A 23886-nucleotide genomic window follows, 5' to 3' on the forward strand; every position below is an offset into this window, starting at 1 on the left:
CTCTTTATAATTATTTAATGTATAATTCTCATTATATTTAAAAAGAAAATATTTTTCAATGCAAAATGTCTGATATTTTGCAGAATTCTGTAACTTTCAATATTTTAGTCATATATATTGTAAATATATAATTTTTTAAAATTAATACTATATTTAAACTTAATAAAATAACAATTCTAACAACGCCAAGATAACACTTGGCGTTGTTAGAATATCAATGTCTAAAATAACGATCACCAGCAGAAATATCCATAACATTAGTAATAAAGTTAAAAGAATCAGTAATATCTTTAACCTGTACTGCAATATTTTTATTAGTTCCAGAAGTACCATCACCCAATTGTCCATTGCAGTTATTCCCCCAAGCCCAGACGGTTCCATCAGTCTTAAGAGCCAAACTATGACTCCAACCAGCAGAAATAGCTATTACATTAGTTAGAAAATCTAAAGAATTAGTAGAATGCTTAACCTGTACTGGTATATTCTTGTTAGTTCCAGAAGTACCATCACCCAATTGTCCCTCAATATTCCTACTCCAGGCCCAAACCGTACCATCAGTCTTAAGGGCTATACTATGACTCCAACCTGCAGAAATAGATATTACATTATTTAGAAAACCAGTACAATTAGTAGTATCCTTAACCTGTACTGGTATTTTCTTATTAGTTCCAAAAATACCATCACCCAATTGCCCACTAGAGTTTCCACCCCAAGCCCAAACTCTTCCATCAGTTTTCAGAGCTAAACTATGGAACCAACCAGCAGAAATAGCTCTAATATTACTGATAAAACCAGTAGAATCCTTAACCTGTACTGGTATATTCTTATTAATTCCAGAAGTACCATCACCCAATTGTCCATCATAATTATTACCCCAAGCCCAAACTGTACCATCAGCCTTAAGGGCTAAACTATGACTCCAACTAGCAAAAATAGCTATTGCATTATTAAAAAAACCAGTAGGATTATTACTATCCTTGACCTGTACTGGTATTTTCTTGTTAATTCCAGAAGTACCATCACCTAATTGACCTTTCGAATTATTACCCCAAGTCCAAACTGTACCATCAGCCTTAATGGCTAAGCTATGAAACCAACCAGCAGAAATAGCTATTACATTACTAAGAAAACCAGTAGGATCAGTAGTATCCTTAACCTGTACTGGTGTATTCTTATTAATTCCAGAAGTGCCATCACCTAATTGACCATCGTAGTTATTTCCCCATGCCCAAACTGTTCCATCAATCTTAAGAGCTAAACTATGTCTCCAGCTAGCACAAATAGCTATTACATTTGTCAGAAAACCAGTAGGATCAGTAGAATCTCTAACCTGTATTGGTATATTTTTATTAATTCCAAAAGTATCTTCACCCAATTGACCATTAGAGTTGCTGCCCCAAGCCCAAACTGTACCATCAGCCTTAAGGGCTAAACTATGACGATTCCCAGCAGAGATAGCTATAACATTAGTTAAAAAGCCACTAGAATCCTTTGGTATATTCGTATTAGTTCTAAAAGTGCTATCATGTAATTCACCATTGTAGTTATTGCGCCAACCCCAAATCTGATTACTCATATATAACACCACCTCAAAATTATTTAAAGTATTGAGATTAACCAATTCCATGAATAAATCTGATAATAGTTATTTTGTTGTTATTTTAGTATATTCACTAACCCTTTAGATAGTTAAGAAGAATAATATTAATACTTTGCATAACTAAAAAAACATATGCAGTAAATTTATAAATATACTCTGCATCATGGTCTTTATTTAGTGCAAATGAAAAAAGCATTGAAGGATTTAAAATATTCCCTCAATGCTTTTTATATTTTTTTATTTCTATGATTGTAGCCTTTGTTTCTTTTCTTTTTCTAATAATTTATTAAATTCTTTCGTTTCAGCTGCAAGCACACCACTTAATCCTATAAGTCCTATTAAGTTAGGGAATGCCATAAGTGCATTAAATACATCTGAAATCGCCCAAACAAGATCTAATTTAATAGCAGATCCAACTAAAACGAATATAATCCAAGCAATTCTATAAGGTTTAACAATTTTTGAACCAAATAAGTACTGCATACATTTTTCTCCATAATAACTCCAACCTAGTATTGTAGAGTAAGCAAAGAATATAATTCCTATCGAAACTATAAGTCCTCCTGCATTTCCTGGAAGACCAGTACTAAATGCTCTTGTAGTTAATGCAACACCAGTTTCTCCACTAGTCCAAGCTCCTGTTGAAATTAATACAAGTCCAGTCATAGTACAAACCACTATAGTATCTATAAATGTACCTGTCATTGATACTAGTGCTTGACGTCCAGGTACATCACTTTTAGCAGCAGCAGCAGCTATTGGTGCAGAACCAAGACCTGATTCATTTGAAAATACTCCACGAGATACACCTTTTTGAATAGCTAATTTTACAGCAGATCCCATAAATCCGCCAGTTGCAGCTGCAGGAGTAAATGCGTATTTAAATATAAGAGAGAATGCATGAGGAACTTCAGATACATTTATAATTAATATTAATGCAGCACCAGCTATATAAAATATTGCCATCACAGGAACTATAAGACCAGTAACTTTACCTATACTCTTAACTCCACCAAGTATAACTACAGCAGTTAATAGTGATAAAACAACACCAGTTATAACTGGGTTTACTCCAAAAGTAACATTTATAGATTCAGCAACAGAATTTGCTTGTACCATATTTCCTATACCGAAAGCTGCAACACCACCGAAGAATGCAAATAGAACTCCTAACCATTTAGCGTTTAGTCCTTTTTCAATATAGTACATAGGACCTCCAGCCATTTCTCCATTTTCATCAATAATTCTGTACTTAACAGCAAGCATACCTTCTGCATACTTTGTAGCCATTCCAAAGAATGCTGTAACCCACATCCAAAATACAGCTCCAGGACCACCTGCTGAAACAGCTGTAGCAACTCCCGCTATATTACCAGTACCTATAGTTGCAGCAAGAGCTGTCATAAGAGCTTGAAAATGAGATATATCCCCTTCTTCTTTAGGTTTATTTTCCTCCTCTTTAGGTTTTGAAAAAGCTAGTTTTAAAGCATAAGGAAGATGAGTAATTTGAATAAATCCAAGTCTAAACGTTAATAAAATACCTGTACCCACTAATAAGATAAGCATAATTGGTCCCCAAACAATACCACTTAGTTGAGTAAAAAAATTATTTAAGGCTTCCACATAAATCCCTCCTTTTAAAATTAGAACTACGTGCACTTTAGTTATACATAAGTATATTAGAAAAATTTATAGAACGCAAGCTTATTTTCAAAAAATTTAGAAAATTCCAAAAGATATTTTTTTATCAACGTATTCTGCCTATGTTAATTTCATAAGTATTAAAAAACGAAGCTTATCAATAAGCTTCGTTTTTTGGCTAAATTTATATATTTATTTTGCAATTTCCTTTTTTATTCCTTTTTTAAGTATATTCTCATAATCTATAAATTCATATATTGTATCATCAAATAAATCACTAAACGTCTTGAATTCATCAATACTCATATCCTCTATAGCTATTGATTTATCTTCACAATATAGAACTATCTCTCCAACTACCTTATGAGAATCTCTAAAAGCCATACCGTGATTTACTAGATAATCTGCAACCTCCGTTGCATTTAAAAATCCATGTTTTACAGCCTTCATCATATTTTCTTTATTGACTGTAAGTGTATGTATCATATTAGCCATAACATTTAAACAGCTAAGAGTAGTCTTTATTGAATCAAAGAATACTTCCTTATCTTCCTGCATATCTTTATTGTATGCAAGTGGTAATCCCTTCATAGTTGTAAGTATAGACATTAAGCTTCCATATACTCTTCCAGTTTTTCCTCTTATAAGCTCTGCTGCATCTGGATTTTTCTTTTGAGGCATTATACTACTTCCAGTTGAATACGCATCACTTATCTTAATAAATTCAAATTCCTTAGAACTAAATATTATTATTTCTTCACTAAGTCTACTAAGGTGCATCATAGCTATACTCATATTAGATATAATCTCTATTATATAATCTCTATCACTTACACCATCTAAGAAATTATCAACAGGCTTATCAAACTCAAGCAAATCAGATGTATATTTTCTATCTATATCATAAGTAGTACCTGCAAGAGCACCACATCCAAGTGGACTTTCATTCATTAAGCTCAAAGAGTTTAGCATTCTCTTTTTATCTCTTTTAAACATATTATAATAAGCCATCAAGTGATATTTAAATGTTACTATTTGAGCTCTTTGAAGATGAGTATATCCCGGCATTATATAATTATTTTTATCAGCTTTATCTTTTATAACATCTTGAAGATGTTGTATACTCTCTACTATTTCTAAAGCTTTTTTCTTTGTATACATTCTCATATCTACAGCAACTTGATCATTTCTACTTCTACCTGTATGAAGCTTTTTACCTACATCTCCTACTTTTTTCACAAGGTTTATCTCTACAAAGCTGTGTATATCTTCATAGTCGCCTTCTATTTTAAGTGTTCCACTTTCTATTTCTTCTAATATTTCATTCAATCCTTCAATCAAAGTATCAGCTTCATCTTGTGTTAATATTTCAGATTTAAGAAGCATCTTAACGTGTGCTATACTTCCACTTATATCTTCGAAATACATTACCTTATCGAATTTTAATGAAGAGTTGAAATCCTCCATAAGTTTACTTTCTTCAGTTTTAAAACGTCCACCCCAAAGTTTCATTTAGATTCCACCAACCTCACTTTTAATGTTCTTTTTCATATTCGACTTTATTTTAAAAGGTAAGCTGAATAAGTTTATAAATCCTTCTGCATCCTTATGGTCATACATATCACTATCTCCAAATGATGAAATTGATTCATCATATAGTGCAAAAGGTGATTTCATACCAGCTATCATAATATTTCCTTTATAAAGCTTTAATTTTACACTTCCAGTAACAGTCTTTTGTGTTGAATCAACGAATGCATCTAAGCTTTCTTTTAATGTTGAGAACCATAATCCATCATATACAAGCTGTGAATATTTATGAGCTATAATTTGCTTATATTGTAGTGTATCTCTATCAAGTGTTAAATATTCAAGTTCTTTGTGTGCATTAAATAGTATTGTTCCACCTGGTGTTTCATATACACCTCTTGATTTCATACCTACTAATCTGTTCTCTAGTAAATCTATAACTCCTATTCCATTTTCTCCACCTATCTTGTTTAAATAAGTTATTATTTCAACAGGAGACATTTCTTCATCATTTATCTTCTTAGGTATTCCCTCTTCAAAGTATATTTCAACATAACTTGCTTCATCTTTAACTTTGTCAAGTGGTGTTGTCATCATGTATATATTATGTGGGTTATGCTCATTCTCTGGATTTTCAAGCTCTCCACCCTCATGACTTATGTGGAATATATTTTGATCTCTTGAGTATATCTTTTCTTTTGTTGCTGCAACTTCAACACCTTTTGACTTTGCATAATCTATAGCATCTTCTCTTGATTTTATATCCCATATTCTCCATGGCGCTATTATCTTAATACTAGGATCAATCGCAGCAATTCCAACCTCAAATCTTACTTGATCATTTCCTTTTCCTGTACAACCATGGCAGATATACTTAGCCCCCTCTTTATGAGCAACCTCAACCAACTTCTTAGCCATAAGAGGTCTTGCAAAGCTTGTTCCTAAAAGATATTTATTTTCATATATAGCTCCAGCCTTTATTCCCTTATATATATACTCTGACACAAATTCTTCTTTACAATCCTCAATATATGCTTTTGCTGCTCCTGACTTTATAGCCTTTACCTCAACTTCGCTCATATCCTCATCTTGACCTACATCAACACAAACTGCTATTATCTCTGCATTATAGTTTTCCTTAAGCCAAGGTATTATTATAGAAGTATCTAAACCTCCTGAGTATGCTAAAACAACTTTTTCCTTCATATTTTCTTTCATAATAGATTCCTCCTCAAAATTTTTAATATATTATTCTAATTTGGTATCTAGCTAGACATGTTTTAATTCGCGCGCGCTTTTTTATTTCTTTATATTAAAAAATCCCGTCTCTTAAAAATAAGAGACGAGATATAGTTCCCGTGTTACCACTCTTGTTGATACTACAAATATAACAACAATAACACTCTAAATCAAAAAACTCTCGTCTCTTAATTAAGAGACGAGAGTAAAATTCCCGTGCTACCACTCTTGTTGATATAGTTTCATATCCACTCATTATCCTTTAACGATAGGTCCGTATCTTCATACTACTATTTCAGAAGATCTCCTCCATGGCTCTTGTTCAATATAACTATGTTGCTGAACTCACACCTACTTCAGCTCGCTGAAACAATCATTATACCTACTTTCCACTTCTCAGGATTTATATGTTTTCTTTTGTTGAATTAGATTATATTATCTTTAATCTAGTATGTCAATATAAAAATTAAATTTTATATCAAAACTTATTTTTCAGTTCCATAAATCTTATAATAATCTTCAATTCTAGATTTCATATCATCGTCTATAATAACTTGCCCATTAATTTCTTTATTATGCAGATATTCTACAACTTCATTCATGTCAACTATTGCACAAGTCTTCATATCATAAGTATCCTTTATATCATCAAGTGCTGATTTTTCACCTGTTCCTCTTTCCATTCTGTTAACAGATATAATAAGACCTACAACATCTACATCCTTATCATTTTTAAGTATAGGCATAGTCTCTCTTATACTTGTTCCAGCAGTTGTAACGTCTTCTATTATAAGAATTTTATCCTTGTCTTTTAACTTTGTTCCAAGAAGAATTCCTTTATCTCCATGATCTTTTATCTCTTTTCTATTAGAACAATATCTAACGTTCATATCGTATTTTGAACTTAAAGATATTGAAGTTGTAACACAAAGAGGTATTCCTTTATAAGCTGGTCCAAACAGTACATCTATATCCTCATCAAAGTTTTCTTTTATAGCTTTTGCATAAAAGTCACCTAATTTACTAAGCTGTTCTCCAGTTTGATAATTTCCAGTATTCACGAAAAAAGGCGTCTTTCTTCCACTTTTAGTAACAAAATCTCCAAAAGTCAAAACATTACACTCAACCATAAACTCTATAAATTCTTGTTTATACTTTTTCATAATATCTACCACCTTCTCTTAGTCTATTATTCCTCTTATACTAGATAAATCACTTATATTATAATCGCTCATATACTTTTTAATTCCATCTAAAACATCCATTGTAGCTGTTGGATTTATAAGATTTGCAGTACCTACAGCAACTCCTGTAGCTCCTGCCATTATAAACTCTATAGCATCCTCACCAGTCATTATTCCACCCATTCCAATTATAGGTATCTCAATAGTTTTAGATACTTGATGAATCATTCTAATTGCGACAGGTTTTATAGCAGGACCTGATAGTCCACCTATTTTATTGAATAAAACTGGCTTTCTTTTATGTATATCTATTTTCATACCTATTAAGGTATTTATCATAGATACACAATCAGCTCCACCGCACTCAACAGCTCTTGCAATCTCAGTTATATCAGTTACATTAGGAGATAATTTCACTATTAAAGGCTTATTAGTTACACTTTTTACCTCTTTAGTTATGCTCTCTGCCATTAAAGCATTCGTTCCAAAAGCTACCCCGCCCTCTTTTACATTAGGACAGCTTATATTAAGCTCTATCATATCAATATCTGTATCATTTAATCTTCTTGCTACTTCTTTGTATTCATCTACAGTTTTTCCTGCAATATTTACTATAATATTGGTATTTTGATTTTTAAGAAACTGCATATCATTTTTTATAAAATTATCTACTCCATCATTTTGAAGACCTACACTGTTTAACATTCCTCCATAAGTCTCAGCTATACGAGGTGAATTATTTCCATCCCAAGGATCTAAGCTAATTCCCTTTACAACAATCGCTCCAAGTGAACTTAAATCTATGAATGATTCAAACTCTTTTCCAACAGAACCGAAAGTTCCAGATGCCGTCATAACTGGATTTTTAAATTCTACACCAGCTATATTAAATCCAAGATTACTCATCAAACATCACCTCACAAGCTTTAAATACAGGTCCATCTACACAAACCTTTTTATTCTTATATCCCTTATCATTGTCTTCTTTTATTTTAACTGCACATCCAACACAAGCTCCGAATCCGCATCCCATTCTTTCTTCAAGAGATAGATATGCCTCTACATTATTCTTAGCTGCATAATCTTTAACTGCCTTTAACATTCCCTTTGGCCCACAAGAATATATTCTATCGGCTTTTTTAATATATTTATTCATTAAATCTATAACATTTCCCTTTTCTCCATGCTCTCCATCCTCAGTAGCAATATACACTTCTCCGTACTTTTTAAACTCATCTATTAAATAAATATCTTTTCTAAAACCTAAGAAAATCTTATTGTTTCCCTTTAACCTTTTAACAAGTTCCAAGAGAGGAGGAGTACCTACTCCCCCACCAACTACTATATTCTCACCTTCACAGTCTAATTCAAATCCATTTCCCAAAAATCCCATCAAGTAAATTTCATCATTTTCTTTAAGTTTTGAGAACTCTTCAGTACCTTTTCCTACTACCATAAATATCAATGTTATTTCTTTATTTTTTTCATCTACTTCGCATACACTTATAGGTCTTGGAAGTAACATAGATTTATCCTTACTATATAAATTTACAAACTGACCAGGCTTAAAATCATATATTAAATCTTCTGATTTAACTACCATCTTATACACATTATCCACTATTATTTCATTTTTTATTATCTTAGCTATTACCTTTTTCTTAGTTACGCACATACAATACCTCCTACTCTATTCCCATATTATACACACCCATATTCTCTGCTTTTATATCAGATTCCATTATATCTAGTATTCCCTTTACAGTATCAAGTGATGTAAACACTGGAACCGTAGTCTCTATAGCGGCTCTTCTCATTCTAAATCCATCACGAGTTGAATCATTTGCTTTAGTTGGAGTATTTATCAACATATCCACGTTTCCACTTCTAATAACATCTAAGATATTAGGTTCTCCTTCTCCTATCTTCTTAGCTCTTTCAACATCTATTGAATTTTTCTCAAGCTCATCAGCAGTCTTGCTAGTTGCTATAAATTTACACCCTTTTTTATCAAAACGCTTAGCTATATCTACAAACTCTTTTTTATCGCTCGGTTTTATAGTTGCAAGTATTGTAGATTTTTGATTTGGTATATTAATTCCAGCAGCTATAAGTCCCTTGTATAAAGCTTCTACGAAGGTTTCACCTATTCCTAATACTTCTCCAGTTGATCTCATCTCAGGGCCAAGACTTACCTCAACCTCTGGAAGTTTTTGAGTTGAGAATACTGGAACCTTTACAGATATTTTTTTAGATTCCTTATAGATTCCTGTTCCAAATCCCATATCTTGAATTTTTTCTCCAAGCATAGCTCTAGTAGCAAGTTCTATCATAGGAACTCCTGCAACCTTACTAATATACGGTACCGTTCTTGATGATCTTGGATTTACCTCTATGATATATAGTTCCCCTTTGAACTCTATATACTGTATGTTTATCATTCCAACTATCTTAAGCTCTTTTGCTATTTCTCTTGTCTTTACAGCTATTTGTTTTTTAATATCATCACTTATATTTTGACTTGGATATATTGATATAGAATCACCAGAGTGAACCCCAGCTCTTTCAAGATGTTCCATTATTCCAGGTATTAATATATCATTTCCATCACATATTGCATCTACTTCTATCTCTTTTCCAGTCAAATACATATCTATTAATACTGGATTTTTAGGATCTCTCTCAAATGAATTTTCAAGATATCCCTTTAATTCTTTCTCATTGTGAGTTATCTCCATACCTTGTCCACCTAGTACATAAGATGGTCTAACTAGCAGTGGATATCCTAGATTTGAAGCCTCTTCTATTCCCTCATCTACAGACCATACAGCCTTTCCCTTTGGTCTATTTATTTGAAGTTTTTCCATTATTTCATCGAATTTTTCTCTATCCTCTGCCTCGTCTATTTGCTCAGGCTTAGTTCCAAGTATATTTACATTCATATCATCTAGGAACTTAGCAAGCTTTATAGCTGTCTGACCTCCGAATTGTAGTATTACTCCATAAGGTTTTTCTTTTTGTATAATATTTAGTACATCTTCTTCTGTAAGAGGCTCAAAATATAATTTATCTGCCGTATCAAAGTCCGTACTAACAGTCTCTGGATTATTATTAACTATTATAGTTTCTATATTTTGCTTTTTAAGAGCTAGTATTGAATGAACTGAACAGTAGTCAAACTCTATTCCCTGTCCTATTCTTATAGGTCCTGATCCTATAACTATAACTTTTTTCTTATCCGATACTTCAACCTCATCATGCTCATCATAAGTTGAGTAATAATATGGAGACACCGCATCAAACTCACCTGCACAAGTATCAACCATCTTATACACAGCTTCTATTTTATATAATTTTCTAAGATTGCATACATCCTTAGGTGATGAGTTTGTAAAGTCTGCTATTGCCTTATCCGAAAAACCTTTCATTTTAAGTTTTCTCATCCAATCCTTAGTTATATCCTCTAGGTTAGATTTCTTTAGCTTTTCTTCCTCATCCACTATATTATTTATCTTGTTTACAAAGAATTTGTCCATTCCAGTTATCTTACATATCATATCTAACTTATAATTTCTTCTTATCATTTCAGCTAAATCAAATATTCTCTCATCATCAGGTATTTGAACTCGTCTCTTTAATTCTTCAATACTTCTATTTGAAGATGCCTTATGTTCTAAGCTATACTGACCTATTTCAAGAGATCTTATAGCCTTTAAAAATGCCGATTCAAAATTGTTTCCAATTGCCATAACCTCTCCTGTTGCCATCATCTTTGTTCCAAGAGTTCTCTTAGCTCTTCTAAATTTATCAAATGGCCATTTAGGAATTTTTACTACACAATAATCAAGTGTTGGCTCAAAGCACGCCTTAGTCTTTTTAGTTACAGCATTTTCTATTTCATCAAGTGTATATCCTATTGCTATTTTAGTTGCAACCTTTGCTATAGGATAACCTGTAGCCTTTGAAGCTAATGCTGACGAACGGCTAACTCTTGGATTTATCTCTATTACTATATAATCAAAGCTTTCTGGATTAATAGCCAACTGAACGTTACATCCACCCTCTATTCCTATAGCATTTATTATATCTATAGATGCCTTTCTAAGCATCTGATACTCAACATCTGTAAGAGTTTGAGATGGTGCTACAACTATTGAATCTCCTGTATGAACTCCAACAGGATCTATATTTTCCATATTACAAACTGTTATACAGTTTCCATTACTGTCTCTCATTACCTCATACTCTATCTCTTTCCAACCTTTTATACTTTTCTCTAATAGTACCTGTCCTACACGGCTTAACTGAAGTCCACTTGCTAGAATTTCCTCTAATTCGTCTTTATCCTCAGCTATTCCACCACCTGCACCACCTAATGTATATGCAGGTCTTACAACTACTGGATATCCAATTTGTGATGCAAACTTTATTCCGTCCTCCATAGTAGTTACTATTTCACTTTGAACTAAGGGCTGGTTTATATCTTCCATTATTTTTTTGAAAGATTCTCTGTCTTCTCCATCTTTGATAGATTTTATAGAAGTTCCTATAACCTTTATATTATGCTTTTTTAAAATTCCACTATCATGAAGTTCAACAGCTAAGTTAAGTCCTGTTTGACCTCCCATACCTGCTATTAAACTATCTGGTTTTTCCTTTATTATAACTTTTTCTACAAATTCTAAAGTTAACGGCTCTATATAAACTTTATCTGCTATTTCTTTATCCGTCATTATAGTTGCAGGGTTAGAATTTATAAGTACTGTCTCTATGCCCTCTTCTCTTAATGTTTGACAAGCCTGTGTTCCTGAATAATCAAACTCCGCTGCTTGACCTATTACTATTGGTCCCGATCCTATAACTAATACTTTCTTAATATCATCTCTTCTTGGCATAATTCTACCTCCCATAATAACTAATTAAAATATCTTTAATCGAATACGCTCTTTATTTAAATATTTTTCACAAATAAGTCTAAAGTGCTCTTTTATAAACTTCTACAAATTCATCAAATATAGGTGCTGCATCATATGGTCCCGGACAAGCTTCAGGGTGAAACTGTATGCTGTATATATTCATATCATCAACTCTCATTCCCTCAACAGTGTCATCATTCATATTTACATGAGTTATTTTTACATTCTCAGGTAGAGTTTCTTCTTCAACTACATATCCATGATTTTGAGATGTAATTATTACCTTTCCTGTTTGTAAATCCTTAACCGGATGGTTACATCCCCTATGTCCAAATTTAAGCTTTTGAGTATCTCCTCCAAGTGCTAGTGCTAAAAGTTGATGTCCTAAGCATATTCCCGTTATAGGAATTTTTCCTATCATCTTCTTTATTTCCTCAATGACACTTACCAAATCCTTCGGATCCCCAGGTCCGTTAGATAAAAATACTCCATCATAGTTCTTTTCAAGTATTTCTTTAGCTCCTACAAAAGCTGGATATACTGTTATATTACAACCTCTTTTTTTGAAAGATCTTATTATATTAGCCTTTATTCCAAAGTCTATAGCTGCTATATTAAGACCCTCTCCTTCACAATGATCAACTACTTCTTTAGTAGTTACCTTCTCAACTGCATCTACATTTGAAAATGAATTTATAGTATTTTGTAACTGCTCTTCGTTTAATTTTCTATTAGTTATAATACCTCTTAAAGTTCCTTGATTTCTAATCATTTTAGTAAGATATCTTGTATCTATTCCTTCTATTGCAACAATCTTATTTTGCTTAAGATAATCATCAAGATTGAATTCACATCTAAAATTCGATGGCATATCACATTTTTCTCTAACAACAAAGCCTCTAACCTTTGGTGATTTTGACTCATAGTCATCTATATTTATTCCGTAGTTTCCAATTAAAGGATACGTCATTGTTACTATTTGTCCGTAATATGATGGATCAGTTAGAACCTCTTGGTATCCAGTCATTCCAGTATTAAATACTACCTCTCCTACAGTTTCTTGTGTATATCCAAATAACTTTCCTTCAAGCACAACATTGTTTTCTAGTATTAAATAACCTTTCATATTCTTTCCCTCCCGATTAAAGTACTCTTAAAAGATCTTGTCTCATTCTAATTACTGCTTCTCTTGCAGCCTTGTGAAACTCTTCTTCGCTATATATATCTTTATACTCATCTTTTTTATAAGCTGCTATTATACCTCTTGATGAATTTATCAATGCTCCAAGCCCATCTTCGTTAAAGCATCCCTTTAAATCCTCAGCTGTTGCTCCTTGAGCTCCATATCCAGGGACCAAAAAAAATGTATTCGGATTTTGCTCTCTAAGTATTTTTCCCTGTTCTTTATAAGTTGCTCCTACTACTGCTCCTATTTTGCTAAATCCATACTTGCCTATCAGTTCTTCTCCCCATTTTGATACAAGCTCTCCCATATGTTCATATACATATCTTCCATCTTCAGTTTTTAAATCTTGTATATCACCACTGTTAGGATTTGATGTTTTTACTAAAACAAACATTCCTTTATCTAATTCTTTACAGTTTTCAATATAAGGACTTATCGCATCATATCCCATGTATCCATTTATAGTTACAAAGTCTGCATCAAATACTTTATGCTCATTTCCAGCAACACTAACTCTTCCTATATGTCCTCTTGAGTAACTCTTTGCAGTTGATGCTATATCTCCTCTTTTTATATCACTTACTACTATAAGATTTTTTTCTTTTGCATATCTTATAGTTTTTATAAAACAGTCTATTCCATCAGGTCCTAGTTCCTCATACATAGATATTTGAGGTTTTACAGCTGGAACTAAATCATATATTTCATCTATTATCATGCAGTTGAATTTGAAATAAGCATTTGCAAGTCCCTTTAATGTCCTTCCATACTTTCTATAAGACTCTTTTTTTATAAATTCTGGTATAATTTCTTCTCTAGGATCAAGTCCTACAACAGTTGGATTATTCAGCTCTTTTATTCTCTCTATTAACTTATCTATCATCTAATCTTCATCCCCCTCATATACAACTTTTCCGTTTACTATCGTATACTTTATTTTTCCGAAAACTTTCATTTTGTCAAACGGACTATTTTTTGACTTTGATTTAAATTTACTAGAATCTATTTTGTAAGTCTCATTTTCATCAAATATAGTTATATCAGCGACTTTCCCTTCTTCTATACTTCCTCTATCTATATTTATAAGTTTTGCAGGATTTAAGCTCATCTTCTTTATAAGTTCATTTATACTTATAACATCTTCTTTTACTAAATTAGTTATTCCAAGAGGTAGTGCAGTTTCAAGCCCTACTATTCCATTTGCAGCTTTTTCAAATCCACAATTTTTTTCACTTTCATGATGAGGTGCATGGTCTGTTGCTATAATGTCTATAGTTCCATCCTTTAAACCTTTCTTTATTTCCTCAACATCTTCTTTTGATCTTAAAGGTGGACTCATCTTCATATTTGCATTATCCTTTTCAACGCTTTCATCTGTAAGTGAGAAATGATGAGGACAAACCTCACAAGTTACATCTACATTATCTTTTTTGGCTTTTTTTACTAATTCAACACTTCCCTTAGTACTTATATGACATATATGAATTTTAGCTCCTACTTCTTTTGCAATTTCTATATCTCTTTGAACTATAATCTCTTCAGATTCACTTGATATTCCTTTAAGGTTTAAAGTTTTAGATTTTGGACCTTCGTTCATAACCCCACCTTTAGCCAGATCTTCATCTTCACAGTGCGATAAAACAGGTAAATCGTACTTTTTAGACAGCTTCATAGCTTTCGTTAAAATCACTGGATCTTTGACAGTCTTTCCATCTTCACTTATAGCAATTATTCCAGCTTTTTTCATATTCTCTATATCACTTAACTCTTCTCCATTTTGTCCCTTAGTTATACTTCCTATAACCTCAACATTTACTACTGCATCCTTAGCTTTCTTATTTATATAATTAACTACCTCTTCACTATCTATAACTGGATTAGTATTTGGCATAGCACATATAGTAGTAAATCCACCTCTTGCAGCACTTAAAGCACCTGTTTTTATATCTTCCTTGTATTCAAATCCAGGTTCTCTAAGGTGAACATGTACATCTACAAACCCAGGAGATACTATGTATCCGCTTGCATCTATTTTTCTATCAACATTTTCATCTATATTCTCATTTATTTTTTTCACTATACTATCTTCAATAAGAATATCTGTAATCTTATCAATGTTTGTCTTAGGATTTATCAGTCTTGCATTTTTAATCAATAATTTCATTTAATTCACTCCTTTTTTAGATATTAAAAAAGCAACAAACAAGCCTACCAAAAGTCAAAATTTGAGCGTTGGTATAGCTGTTTGTTGCTTATATATTTTAGGAAATGTAAAAACTATCATTGAGCATAATGCATTCAACAATTCATTTAAATTTACACACTTATTATTTTCATGTTTTTTTGTATAATAAAAAAACGCACTGATGGCTCCCATCACAATTCCTCCCTTCCTGGTCTCTCGTACCAACTTAAAGGTCGACATGCGTATGTCGATTTTTTTGTATTATTTTGTTTTAACAATGATACCACATATATTGTTTAGGTGTCAAATAAAAAAATTTTCTTTATTCTACCGCATACCTCAAACGTCAACGAGTTATAGCTTAAATAAAACAAAATCTCATTATTTCTATTAATCTAATATATTTACATTTGAAACATACTGATTCCAGTCTATATAACTGTTAATTATTCAATATTCAACTATAATGTTTAATATTCACACAAAACTAGAAGTAGATAATTTTCATCTACTCCATTTGCATAACAATTTTAATTTTTTATTATAAATAGTTTGTATATATTTATTCTCTACTTTTCCTCATCTTTAATAATGTTTTTTATTCTTTTCAATTCTATACTAATTTCAGTTAATACATCCATCATATTTTCATAATTTTCTTTTTCTTGTCTATCTATTTTTTTAAAAGTTTTTACATTATAACTATACATTAACAATATAATTATCAAAAAACGTATTAAGCTCGAAATTGTCCAAATAATCAAACAAAATAACAAGTATATGTATTTATCATCAAGAAATATTATATAAAAACCTAATATTAAAGATGATATCATTGAAAAAGATATACATGTTATAAAATCTCCGTTTAAATCTTTTTTTGATAATTTTGATGTTGCCATCGATTTGCCTGATCCAAAAACAGCAGTAATAGTTGCATAAACTCCTATTAATATAAAAGCAGAATTTGAAATCATTGATATTCTATCACTGCTAAAATAATTAGCTAATTTTACTTCTGTTATATTGAGTAAATTCATAAAAGAAGGTGATACTTTTGACAATATAAATACAGAAACAATTAAAAATACAAAAACTAGTTCTATTTTGGGTATAAATTTAGGAATTTTTTTTTTATTCACACATTATTCTCCTTTCTTTTATACTACTTTTTCACCATCTCCTTTTAAAACACTGTATTTCTGTATTAGTATTTTATGTTTTTCATTAGGTTCTATTACAACTTCTGGTAGATTTTTATTTCTAGCATTACTAATATAATTTCTATATGCTCTTATTATTGAAACTTTATGTTTCTCAATTTTTTTATCCATATCACTACTTATAGCTTTAGGAGATGGATTTTCTATTTTAATATTATTTAATATTGTATCTTTTAATTCTATATTATTATTTTTTAAATTTATATTATCAATTTTATCCATCGTATTATCTCTATAAGTAATTTCTGTACTTGCAACATAGTCCGTATTAAAGTTTAGTAAGTCTAATAGATATTTAACAGCATCTAATTGCATAGTAGCCTTTTGTTTATTTCCTACTCCAAATTCTAACTTTAAAACATTAGCATCGAATTCAGTTTCAGCAGTTGTAGCAAGTGCTTTAAAAATATTTGTATTTATATCTATGCTTTCATTGATAAAATTCTTACTTGAATCTCTTAAATTTAATTTTATACTAATATTTTTTATTTGTCTTGACTGTGCCACTTTATCAATATCTTTACACACAATAATAGGTTCAAATTTAACTTCCCACTTCTCACTTTTTTTACTTGGAAGAAAAGTATTTAGATATTTCTCTATATCTCTAATTTTTAAACCGTGTGAATTAAAATCAACACAGGCTACTTTATAAGAGTCATCATACAAAACAGTTACTAGTTCTATAATACTTTTATTGATTTGATCTAAGTCTGTTTTTGTAATTTCTCCAATATATGGTTTGAAAGTTGTTCTAAATTTACCAAAAGGAATTATTCTTTTACTTGTTTCTCCACCTGCTATTAATTCAAACACACCTGCTATTTTATTATCTATTTTTCTAACTATCTTTAATCTGTCTTTGTTATGATTATTTATACTATCAATTAATTCTAAAAAAGAAATATCTGTTAATTCATCATTTAAATAGATTCCTACATTATAAAAAGTTACAGTTTTAGCCATAACTACCTCCCCTAATATGTATTTATATATATAATTTTATCATATAATGGAATTTTTGAATATATAATACAAAAACAAGAGAAAATAGAATAGATTTAAGACCTTTACAAAATAGCAATAGTATATATCAAAACTCAGAAGAATTAACATGTTAAAATATTTTTTATACCCACTTTTACATATTAATTTAGAATTTATTTAGTATTCTATAAGTTTTGTCATCTAATAAATCCAGTTTCGCTTAATAATACAAACTAAAAAATGGATAGCATTTAAATGTTAGCTACTTTTTTGTTAATATTTTACTATGAAACTTAGATTACCCCTAGTAAATATACGTTAAAAAACTTTTTTGTCTGACCATAGGGAGTTTAAAAGTTTTAGAATATTTACTAGGGGTAATCTTTAGTTTTATTAAAATATTGACTAAGTAGCGGTATTTCAATGCTATCTATTTTTCGCTTAACCATCCGACTTTTTGTAATGAAATAAACTATACCTCAATATAATCCACATCATTCCCTACAAACTCTAAAAACTTCTCAAAATCCCCATAAGAAATAGTAACAGTTGCAGTATTTACATTGGGATGAAAACTTATATAATCTCCCTTTAAATCCGTATCTATCAATACCTTAACATGCTTGTCCTCATCATTTATAAGTCCAAACGCACTAACCGAACCAGGCTTTAACTTTAAATATTTAAAAAGCCTTTCCTCAGATGCAAAGCTTAAATTTGTACTATTTATATTCCATGATAATTTTTTTAAATCTACCTTCTTATTTTCTTCTATAATTATAAGATAATGTTGTCTTCCTTTTCTATCCCTAACAAACAAGTTCTTACAATTAGCACCTTTTATATTTAAATTTAAATTGTTAGCTTCCTCTATCGTATACACAGGAATATGAGTATATTTTTCATACTCAATATTTAATTTATCTAAAATATCGTATACTACTTTTTTATTTTTTAACATAATCTTCTCCTAGCTATAATCTTTATAATATTATAAAGTAATTATACATNTAATTTTCTATTATTATAAATAAAATTGTATTTAATTTGGTTTTTTTATTATTATCTGTTATAATATTACAGATAATTTTATATTTTAACAAAAGGAGGAATATTATGAATGAATATGTAAATAAAAAAGAAAATATTTATTTTATAATTGCTTTAATAGCAAGCTTAATATTTGGTACTATATTCATTATTAGTAGCTTGGGATTTGGATTACTATATTTATCAATCGTAATTATAATTTCATTGTTTTTACACGGTCTACTTATCGGTAATCTAAAAGGAAATGCTATTAAAGTATCTAATAAACAGCTTCCAAAAGTATATGAATATATTAAAGATTTTTCAAATACTTTAGATCTAAAAAAAGTACCAGATGTTTATATTGTTCAATCTGGAGGTATGCTGAATGCTTTTGCTACCAAGTTCTTAGGAAAAAATTTTGTAGTAATTTATTCAGATGTACTAGAAATGGCATACGAAAAAGGTGAGAATGCTGTTAAATTTATAGTATGTCATGAATTAACTCATATTAAAAGAAATCACATGACAAAAAATGCATTAATATTAGGTTCAGCCTTTATACCATTTTTGCATACTGCATATTCTAGAGCATGTGAATACACATGTGATTCATTTGCAACTAAATTGGTTCCAACTGGAGCAATAGATGGTCTGTTAGCATTGGCTTGCGGTAAGAAACTTTATAGAAAAATAAACATTGATGAATACTGCAATCAAATAGTTTATGAATCAGGTTTTTTCACATGGTTTCATGAAGTAAATTCAACTCATCCAAATCTAACAAAACGAGTTAAAAATGCAATAGATCTAGGAGCTGTCCAAAATCATAATAATATAAATCAAAAAGAGGAGGAATCAATATGCTAAAATATTTTTCATTTGAGGGAAGATTTAACAGAGCTAAGTATTTTTTATATCCATTTTTTACTGGTATTATATTTTCTATAATAGAAGGACTAACTTTTTATATTGATAATGTTTTTATGTGGATACTTCTGACTGTATGTGCTATAGCTTATACTATATTTTCTGTGGCTTGCACAGTTAAGAGACTACACGATTTAGGAAGACCCGGAACTCATTTTTGGTTAACATTAATCCCATTATACAATATATATTTAGGATTAGTTTTACTATTTAAAAAAGGTGACCTTGAAGCAAATGAATACGGAGAAAATCCACTTTTAGATGTTGCTTAATAATACAAATTAAAAAAAGGAGATCATTGAAATATTTCAATGATCTCCTTTTTTCGATTAAAGATAAAAACTTAATTATTTAAATACACTTTCTAATCTTTTAAGAACCTCTTCTATCATAACTCTTGGACAAGCTACATTTATTCTTTGGAATCCTTCTCCCTCGTCTCCAAACCAAAGTCCATCATCGAAAGCAATTTTTGCTTCCTCTATCATTTTTCTTCCTAACTCGTCTTTAGAAAAACCATAATCTCTAAAATCAAGCCATGCAAGATAAGTTCCTTCAGGTTTTCTAACTTTTATCTTAGGAATGTTTTCTTTTATATATTCAATCATATAGTCTATATTTTCTTCTAAATAAACTAACAATTCCTCAAGCCATGGCTCTCCTTTTTCATAAGCTGCCATAGTCGCCACTAGACTAAAAGGATTGTTTCTCTTTAAATCAATTCTGCCTAAAGCGTCTTCAAATGTATTCTTATCATTAGAGCTCGGAAATACTATAAAAGAAGAGTAAAGTCCTGCTATATTAAAAGTCTTAGTAGGTGCAAAGCAAGTTATAGTATTTTCCTCAAATTCTTTTCCCAAGCTTGCAAAAGGTATATGCTTACTTTTTTTAAATATCAAATCAGAATGTATCTCATCAGATATAACCTTAACCCCTCTTTCAAAACATATCTTTCCTAGTTTCTCAAGTTCTTCTTTTTTCCAAACCCTTCCTACTGGGTTGTGTGGATTACAAAGAATTAAAAATTTAACACCATTATCTATTTTAGATATTAAATCCTCATAATCCATTTCATAATATCCTCTTTCAGTTTCCTTTAAAGGATTTAAAACTACCTCTCTATTGTTTTCTTCTACAACATTGTAAAAAGGATAATATACAGGTGATTGAATAATTATCTTATCTCCTGGTTTTGTAAACTCCTGTATTATAATACTAAGTGCTGGCACAACCCCTGGACTATAAGTTATATTTTCAGTAGAAACTTCCCAATCATGTCTTTTCTTTAACCAATTACAAGCTATTTCGTAATATTCGTCTGTTCTATTAACATAACCAAATACACCGTGTTCAAGCTTTTCCATCATAGCTTCTATAATTTCAGGAGCTGTTTTAAAATCCATATCTGCTATCCACATAGGAATAAGATTATTTGTTCCAAATTTTTTATCCATCTCACTCCATTTAGCAGAGTTATGTTCTTTTCTATCTATTACCTTATCAAACTCATACTTCATCGAATATCCCCCTTATTCAATACAAAAAACTTTTTATAGTAAACAAATTATCTTTCCTATTAATATTATAAATCATACTCCTTTGATATTACAGTTATACCTTTTTCTTTATTAATTAGATGTAAAAAAAGCAAGGTAATATACCTTGCTTTTAAAAATCATTGTCACGCCCAAATAGGTAACGCCAATGAGTTATATCTAATTATTTTTTATAAATTACCTTTTATAAGTTATCAATGGCTTTAAAGTAGCTACAACTTCAATCATATTTTCATCTAGCATATCTTGTATTACTCTCTCTATATTCTTATAAGCCTCAGGTGCTTCTTCATATATTACACTTTTATCACTGTATATTAAATTACATTTCATATTATTTTGTCTGACATATTTTTTAGAATAAACTTTTTCAAGCTTTTCCTTGCATCCAAACCTACTCCACTTTCTTCCTGCTCCATGAGATATCGAAAAACAATAATCAAAAAGATTATCCATTGGTTTTACTATATAAGAATTGCTTCCTCTGGATCCAGCTACTACTATATAACCTATATCAGACGGTGATGCTCCTTTTCTGTGAATATAGTATACCCCATCATCTACCTTTTTTTGAGTTATACTATTATGAATACTGTCTAAAAGCTTTTTATTCTCTTTTGCATTTACACAACTCGAAACTTTATGAGCTATTATTTCTCTATTTAACTTTGCAAATTCAACGGCTTTGTTATGTTCATTCATGTATTCATTAAACTCATCACTACCTAATTCTATTCCATTTTGACAAGAATATTCCTTAATATATTTGTTCAATATATACTCCCCATATCTTCTTGAACCACTATGGACTAATAAGTATATTTCATTCTTATTTACTCCTATTTCATTTAAGGCTTTTTCATCGTATACCTTATCAACTTCTTCAAACTCAGCAAAATGATTCCCCGAGCCTATTGTTCCTAATTTTTCTTTAAAAGGAAAATCAGTATCTCCAATAAAATCATCTATATTTTCAATGCTACTTAATTTCTCTAATTTTTTCATAGACTTATCTATTTTAAACTTAGTTTTCTTAAGTCCAGTAGAAAATAGACCTATTCCACAGCCTATATCATTTCCTATTATATGAGGATATATAATATCCTTAGTCATATAACTTGCTCCAACAGGAGTCTTTCCAATATGCAAGTCTGGAAGTCCTACTGCTTTGATTATTCCTTTAAGTGTTGCTATTTTTTTAAGCTGATCCACAGCATTACTTTCTATCCATGATTTTTCACTTTTTACTATCTTTATCATTATTAATTCTCTCCTCCATATTATCGTATCCTATAGCAAGAGAATAATACTATAACCTATATATATTCTCTCACCTCATATTTTAATAACATCATATCTATCACATCCTTTCAAAATATTTATACATCATTTTATCATATTTTGATAATTTTTACTTACACACATCAACCCATACCCCATTAGTTATTTCCTCTAATTCACTTGGCTTAATCTTTATAGATGAATTAACTGATCCTGCAGCAGGATATACATAATCAAAATCCTTAATAGAAATATCTAGATATATCTCTAAAGGATTTTTTAGTCCAAACGGACATACTCCACCAACTGGATGTCCTGTTATATCTAAAACTTCATCATACTTTAGCATCTTACACTTTGTATTAAATTCATCCTTATATTTTCTATTATCTATCTTTGCATCACCTTTAGCAACTATAAGAATATTTCTATCCTTTAACTTAACAGCTATAGTTTTTGCAATAAGTTCAGGTGATACTCCATGTGCTTTAGCTGCTAATTCTACCGTTGCAGTACTTTCTTTCATTTCAAATATATCAAAATTCAAATCATTTTCTTTTAAAAATTTTTTAACACTTTCTAAAGACATTTCATTCAACTCCTATATATTAAAAATAATTTATTAAAACACATTATATAATATATAACAATATAAGCATACAATTTTTTTATAATTTTACAACAAATTCAAAAAACACTCATTTTTCAATGAGTGTCTTCTTGTATCAAATTCGAATTAAAATTCAACCATTATTCTTAACCTTCTAATATCTCTTTCCATTGTTTTAATCCATCTTTATCATTACTAACATCTTTAATCGTAATAGAATTTTCAAATTCTTTTAATTTTTTATTAACTTCTTTTGTCATTTTTAATGCTTCTTCATTTTTTAATGTTGAAGTTCCTCTAATTTGCTCATATAAAGATGGATTATTAATAACAATTGTTATTTCCTCCCCTTTATATGGCTCTAATCTCTTTAGAGTATCTAATAGAGCTACGTGCTCTACAACCGCAGGTTTTCTATATTGTTTAAAATATGATTGTTTAAGTAAAGATTCCTCATCTTTAAATATATTAATCTTAATTTCAATATCTTCACCTTCATAATATGTTGTAATTCCTACTATATAAGCTGTAATCATTATTTTCCTCCATCTAATTATTTATTTCCATTTATTTTATATGCTTTTCAAGTATATATATAATATATCCAATATGCAATAAAATCTTGTCTCAATTTTAGTATTATTTAAACAGTTTCTCAAAATATTTATATACTATATTATACGATACCTGTTAATTAATTGAATAAAATAAATTCGAGGTGATAATATGTATTTCAATAGAGTTTCAAATTATAAAATTATTGTAAATACTAATAACCGTACACTCACT

General features: G+C 30.1%; 20 protein-coding genes and 1 other annotated feature. Of the genes, 2 read left to right on the forward strand and 18 right to left on the reverse strand.

Annotated features, from left to right (window positions below):
• Positions 1–214 precede the first annotated feature (214 nt).
• The 14 genes from WJW32_RS08000 to WJW32_RS08065 form a co-directional block, all read right to left on the reverse strand.
• Complete coding sequence (locus WJW32_RS08000; RefSeq protein ID WP_340257129.1) at positions 215–1627, reverse strand: RCC1-like domain-containing protein; 1413 nt, start codon at positions 1625–1627, stop codon at positions 215–217.
• A 216-nt stretch (positions 1628–1843) separates the two neighbouring features.
• Entirely contained in the window at positions 1844–3166 is a 1323-nt protein-coding gene (locus WJW32_RS08005) for an alanine/glycine:cation symporter family protein (protein ID WP_445330224.1), read from the reverse strand.
• 267 nt (positions 3167–3433) lie between these two features.
• The gene (gene argH, locus WJW32_RS08010) at positions 3434–4753 is read right to left on the reverse strand and encodes an argininosuccinate lyase (RefSeq protein WP_340257133.1); all 1320 of its coding nucleotides are present in this window, start codon (positions 4751–4753) and stop codon (positions 3434–3436) included.
• Complete coding sequence (locus WJW32_RS08015; RefSeq protein WP_340257344.1) at positions 4754–5977, reverse strand: argininosuccinate synthase; 1224 nt, start codon at positions 5975–5977, stop codon at positions 4754–4756. It abuts the gene before it with no gap.
• Positions 5978–6202: 225 nt separating this feature from the next.
• Positions 6203–6417, reverse strand: a binding site (T-box leader).
• A gap of 78 nt (positions 6418–6495) precedes the next feature.
• On the reverse strand, positions 6496–7173 hold the full coding sequence (gene pyrE / locus WJW32_RS08020; RefSeq protein ID WP_340257135.1) for an orotate phosphoribosyltransferase: 678 nt from the start codon (positions 7171–7173) through the stop codon (positions 6496–6498).
• Between the two features lie 18 nt (positions 7174–7191).
• Positions 7192–8100: a dihydroorotate dehydrogenase gene (locus tag WJW32_RS08025; protein ID WP_340257137.1), complete on the reverse strand. Its 909-nt coding sequence runs from the start codon at positions 8098–8100 to the stop codon at positions 7192–7194.
• Positions 8093–8869 carry a dihydroorotate dehydrogenase electron transfer subunit gene (locus tag WJW32_RS08030; RefSeq protein WP_340257139.1) on the reverse strand — a complete coding sequence of 259 codons (777 nt, stop codon included), beginning with the start codon at positions 8867–8869 and terminating at the stop codon, positions 8093–8095. The genes WJW32_RS08025 and WJW32_RS08030 overlap by 8 nt, the downstream gene beginning before the upstream one ends.
• A gap of 10 nt (positions 8870–8879) precedes the next feature.
• Complete coding sequence (gene carB, locus WJW32_RS08035) at positions 8880–12089, reverse strand: carbamoyl-phosphate synthase large subunit (protein WP_340257141.1); 3210 nt, start codon at positions 12087–12089, stop codon at positions 8880–8882.
• A gap of 79 nt (positions 12090–12168) precedes the next feature.
• Positions 12169–13236, reverse strand: a complete 1068-nt coding sequence (gene carA / locus WJW32_RS08040; protein ID WP_340257143.1) for a glutamine-hydrolyzing carbamoyl-phosphate synthase small subunit — start codon at positions 13234–13236, stop codon at positions 12169–12171.
• 16 nt (positions 13237–13252) lie between these two features.
• A complete protein-coding gene (gene pyrF, locus WJW32_RS08045; protein ID WP_340257145.1) occupies positions 13253–14179 on the reverse strand; it encodes an orotidine-5'-phosphate decarboxylase in 927 nt (308 codons plus the stop codon).
• A complete protein-coding gene (locus WJW32_RS08050) occupies positions 14180–15460 on the reverse strand; it encodes a dihydroorotase (protein WP_340257147.1) in 1281 nt (426 codons plus the stop codon). It lies immediately after the preceding gene.
• A gap of 590 nt (positions 15461–16050) precedes the next feature.
• Positions 16051–16623 carry a hypothetical protein gene (locus WJW32_RS08055; protein WP_340257149.1) on the reverse strand — a complete coding sequence of 191 codons (573 nt, stop codon included), beginning with the start codon at positions 16621–16623 and terminating at the stop codon, positions 16051–16053.
• A gap of 18 nt (positions 16624–16641) precedes the next feature.
• A complete protein-coding gene (locus WJW32_RS08060; protein ID WP_340257150.1) occupies positions 16642–17670 on the reverse strand; it encodes a DUF6731 family protein in 1029 nt (342 codons plus the stop codon).
• 493 nt (positions 17671–18163) lie between these two features.
• On the reverse strand, positions 18164–18652 hold the full coding sequence (locus WJW32_RS08065) for a prolyl-tRNA synthetase associated domain-containing protein (protein WP_340257152.1): 489 nt from the start codon (positions 18650–18652) through the stop codon (positions 18164–18166).
• A 155-nt stretch (positions 18653–18807) separates the two neighbouring features.
• Between WJW32_RS08065 and WJW32_RS08070 the strand changes: the two genes are divergently transcribed.
• The gene (locus WJW32_RS08070) at positions 18808–19590 is read left to right on the forward strand and encodes a M48 family metallopeptidase (RefSeq protein WP_340257154.1); all 783 of its coding nucleotides are present in this window, start codon (positions 18808–18810) and stop codon (positions 19588–19590) included.
• Positions 19584–19922 (forward strand): DUF805 domain-containing protein, encoded by a 339-nt coding sequence (locus WJW32_RS08075; RefSeq protein WP_340257156.1) that lies wholly within the window; start codon positions 19584–19586, stop codon positions 19920–19922. Before WJW32_RS08070 ends, WJW32_RS08075 begins: the two co-directional genes overlap by 7 nt.
• A gap of 75 nt (positions 19923–19997) precedes the next feature.
• Here WJW32_RS08075 and WJW32_RS08080 read toward each other — a convergent pair whose 3' ends face one another.
• The 4 genes from WJW32_RS08080 to WJW32_RS08095 all read right to left on the reverse strand — a co-directional run bounded on the left by WJW32_RS08080 (position 19998) and on the right by WJW32_RS08095 (position 23633).
• Positions 19998–21167, reverse strand: a complete 1170-nt coding sequence (locus WJW32_RS08080; RefSeq protein WP_340257158.1) for a MalY/PatB family protein — start codon at positions 21165–21167, stop codon at positions 19998–20000.
• A 216-nt stretch (positions 21168–21383) separates the two neighbouring features.
• Positions 21384–22466 carry an RNA ligase RtcB family protein gene (locus tag WJW32_RS08085; RefSeq protein ID WP_340257160.1) on the reverse strand — a complete coding sequence of 361 codons (1083 nt, stop codon included), beginning with the start codon at positions 22464–22466 and terminating at the stop codon, positions 21384–21386.
• Positions 22467–22617: 151 nt separating this feature from the next.
• Complete coding sequence (locus WJW32_RS08090) at positions 22618–23076, reverse strand: YbaK/EbsC family protein (RefSeq protein WP_340257162.1); 459 nt, start codon at positions 23074–23076, stop codon at positions 22618–22620.
• A gap of 167 nt (positions 23077–23243) precedes the next feature.
• Positions 23244–23633, reverse strand: coding sequence for a hypothetical protein (locus WJW32_RS08095; protein WP_340257164.1), 390 nt, complete (start codon positions 23631–23633; stop codon positions 23244–23246).
• Positions 23634–23886: the final 253 nt, after the last annotated feature.

The sequence above is a fragment of the Tepidibacter sp. Z1-5 genome, assembly GCF_037844525.1.
Taxonomy (GTDB): domain Bacteria; phylum Bacillota; class Clostridia; order Peptostreptococcales; family Peptostreptococcaceae; genus Tepidibacter_A.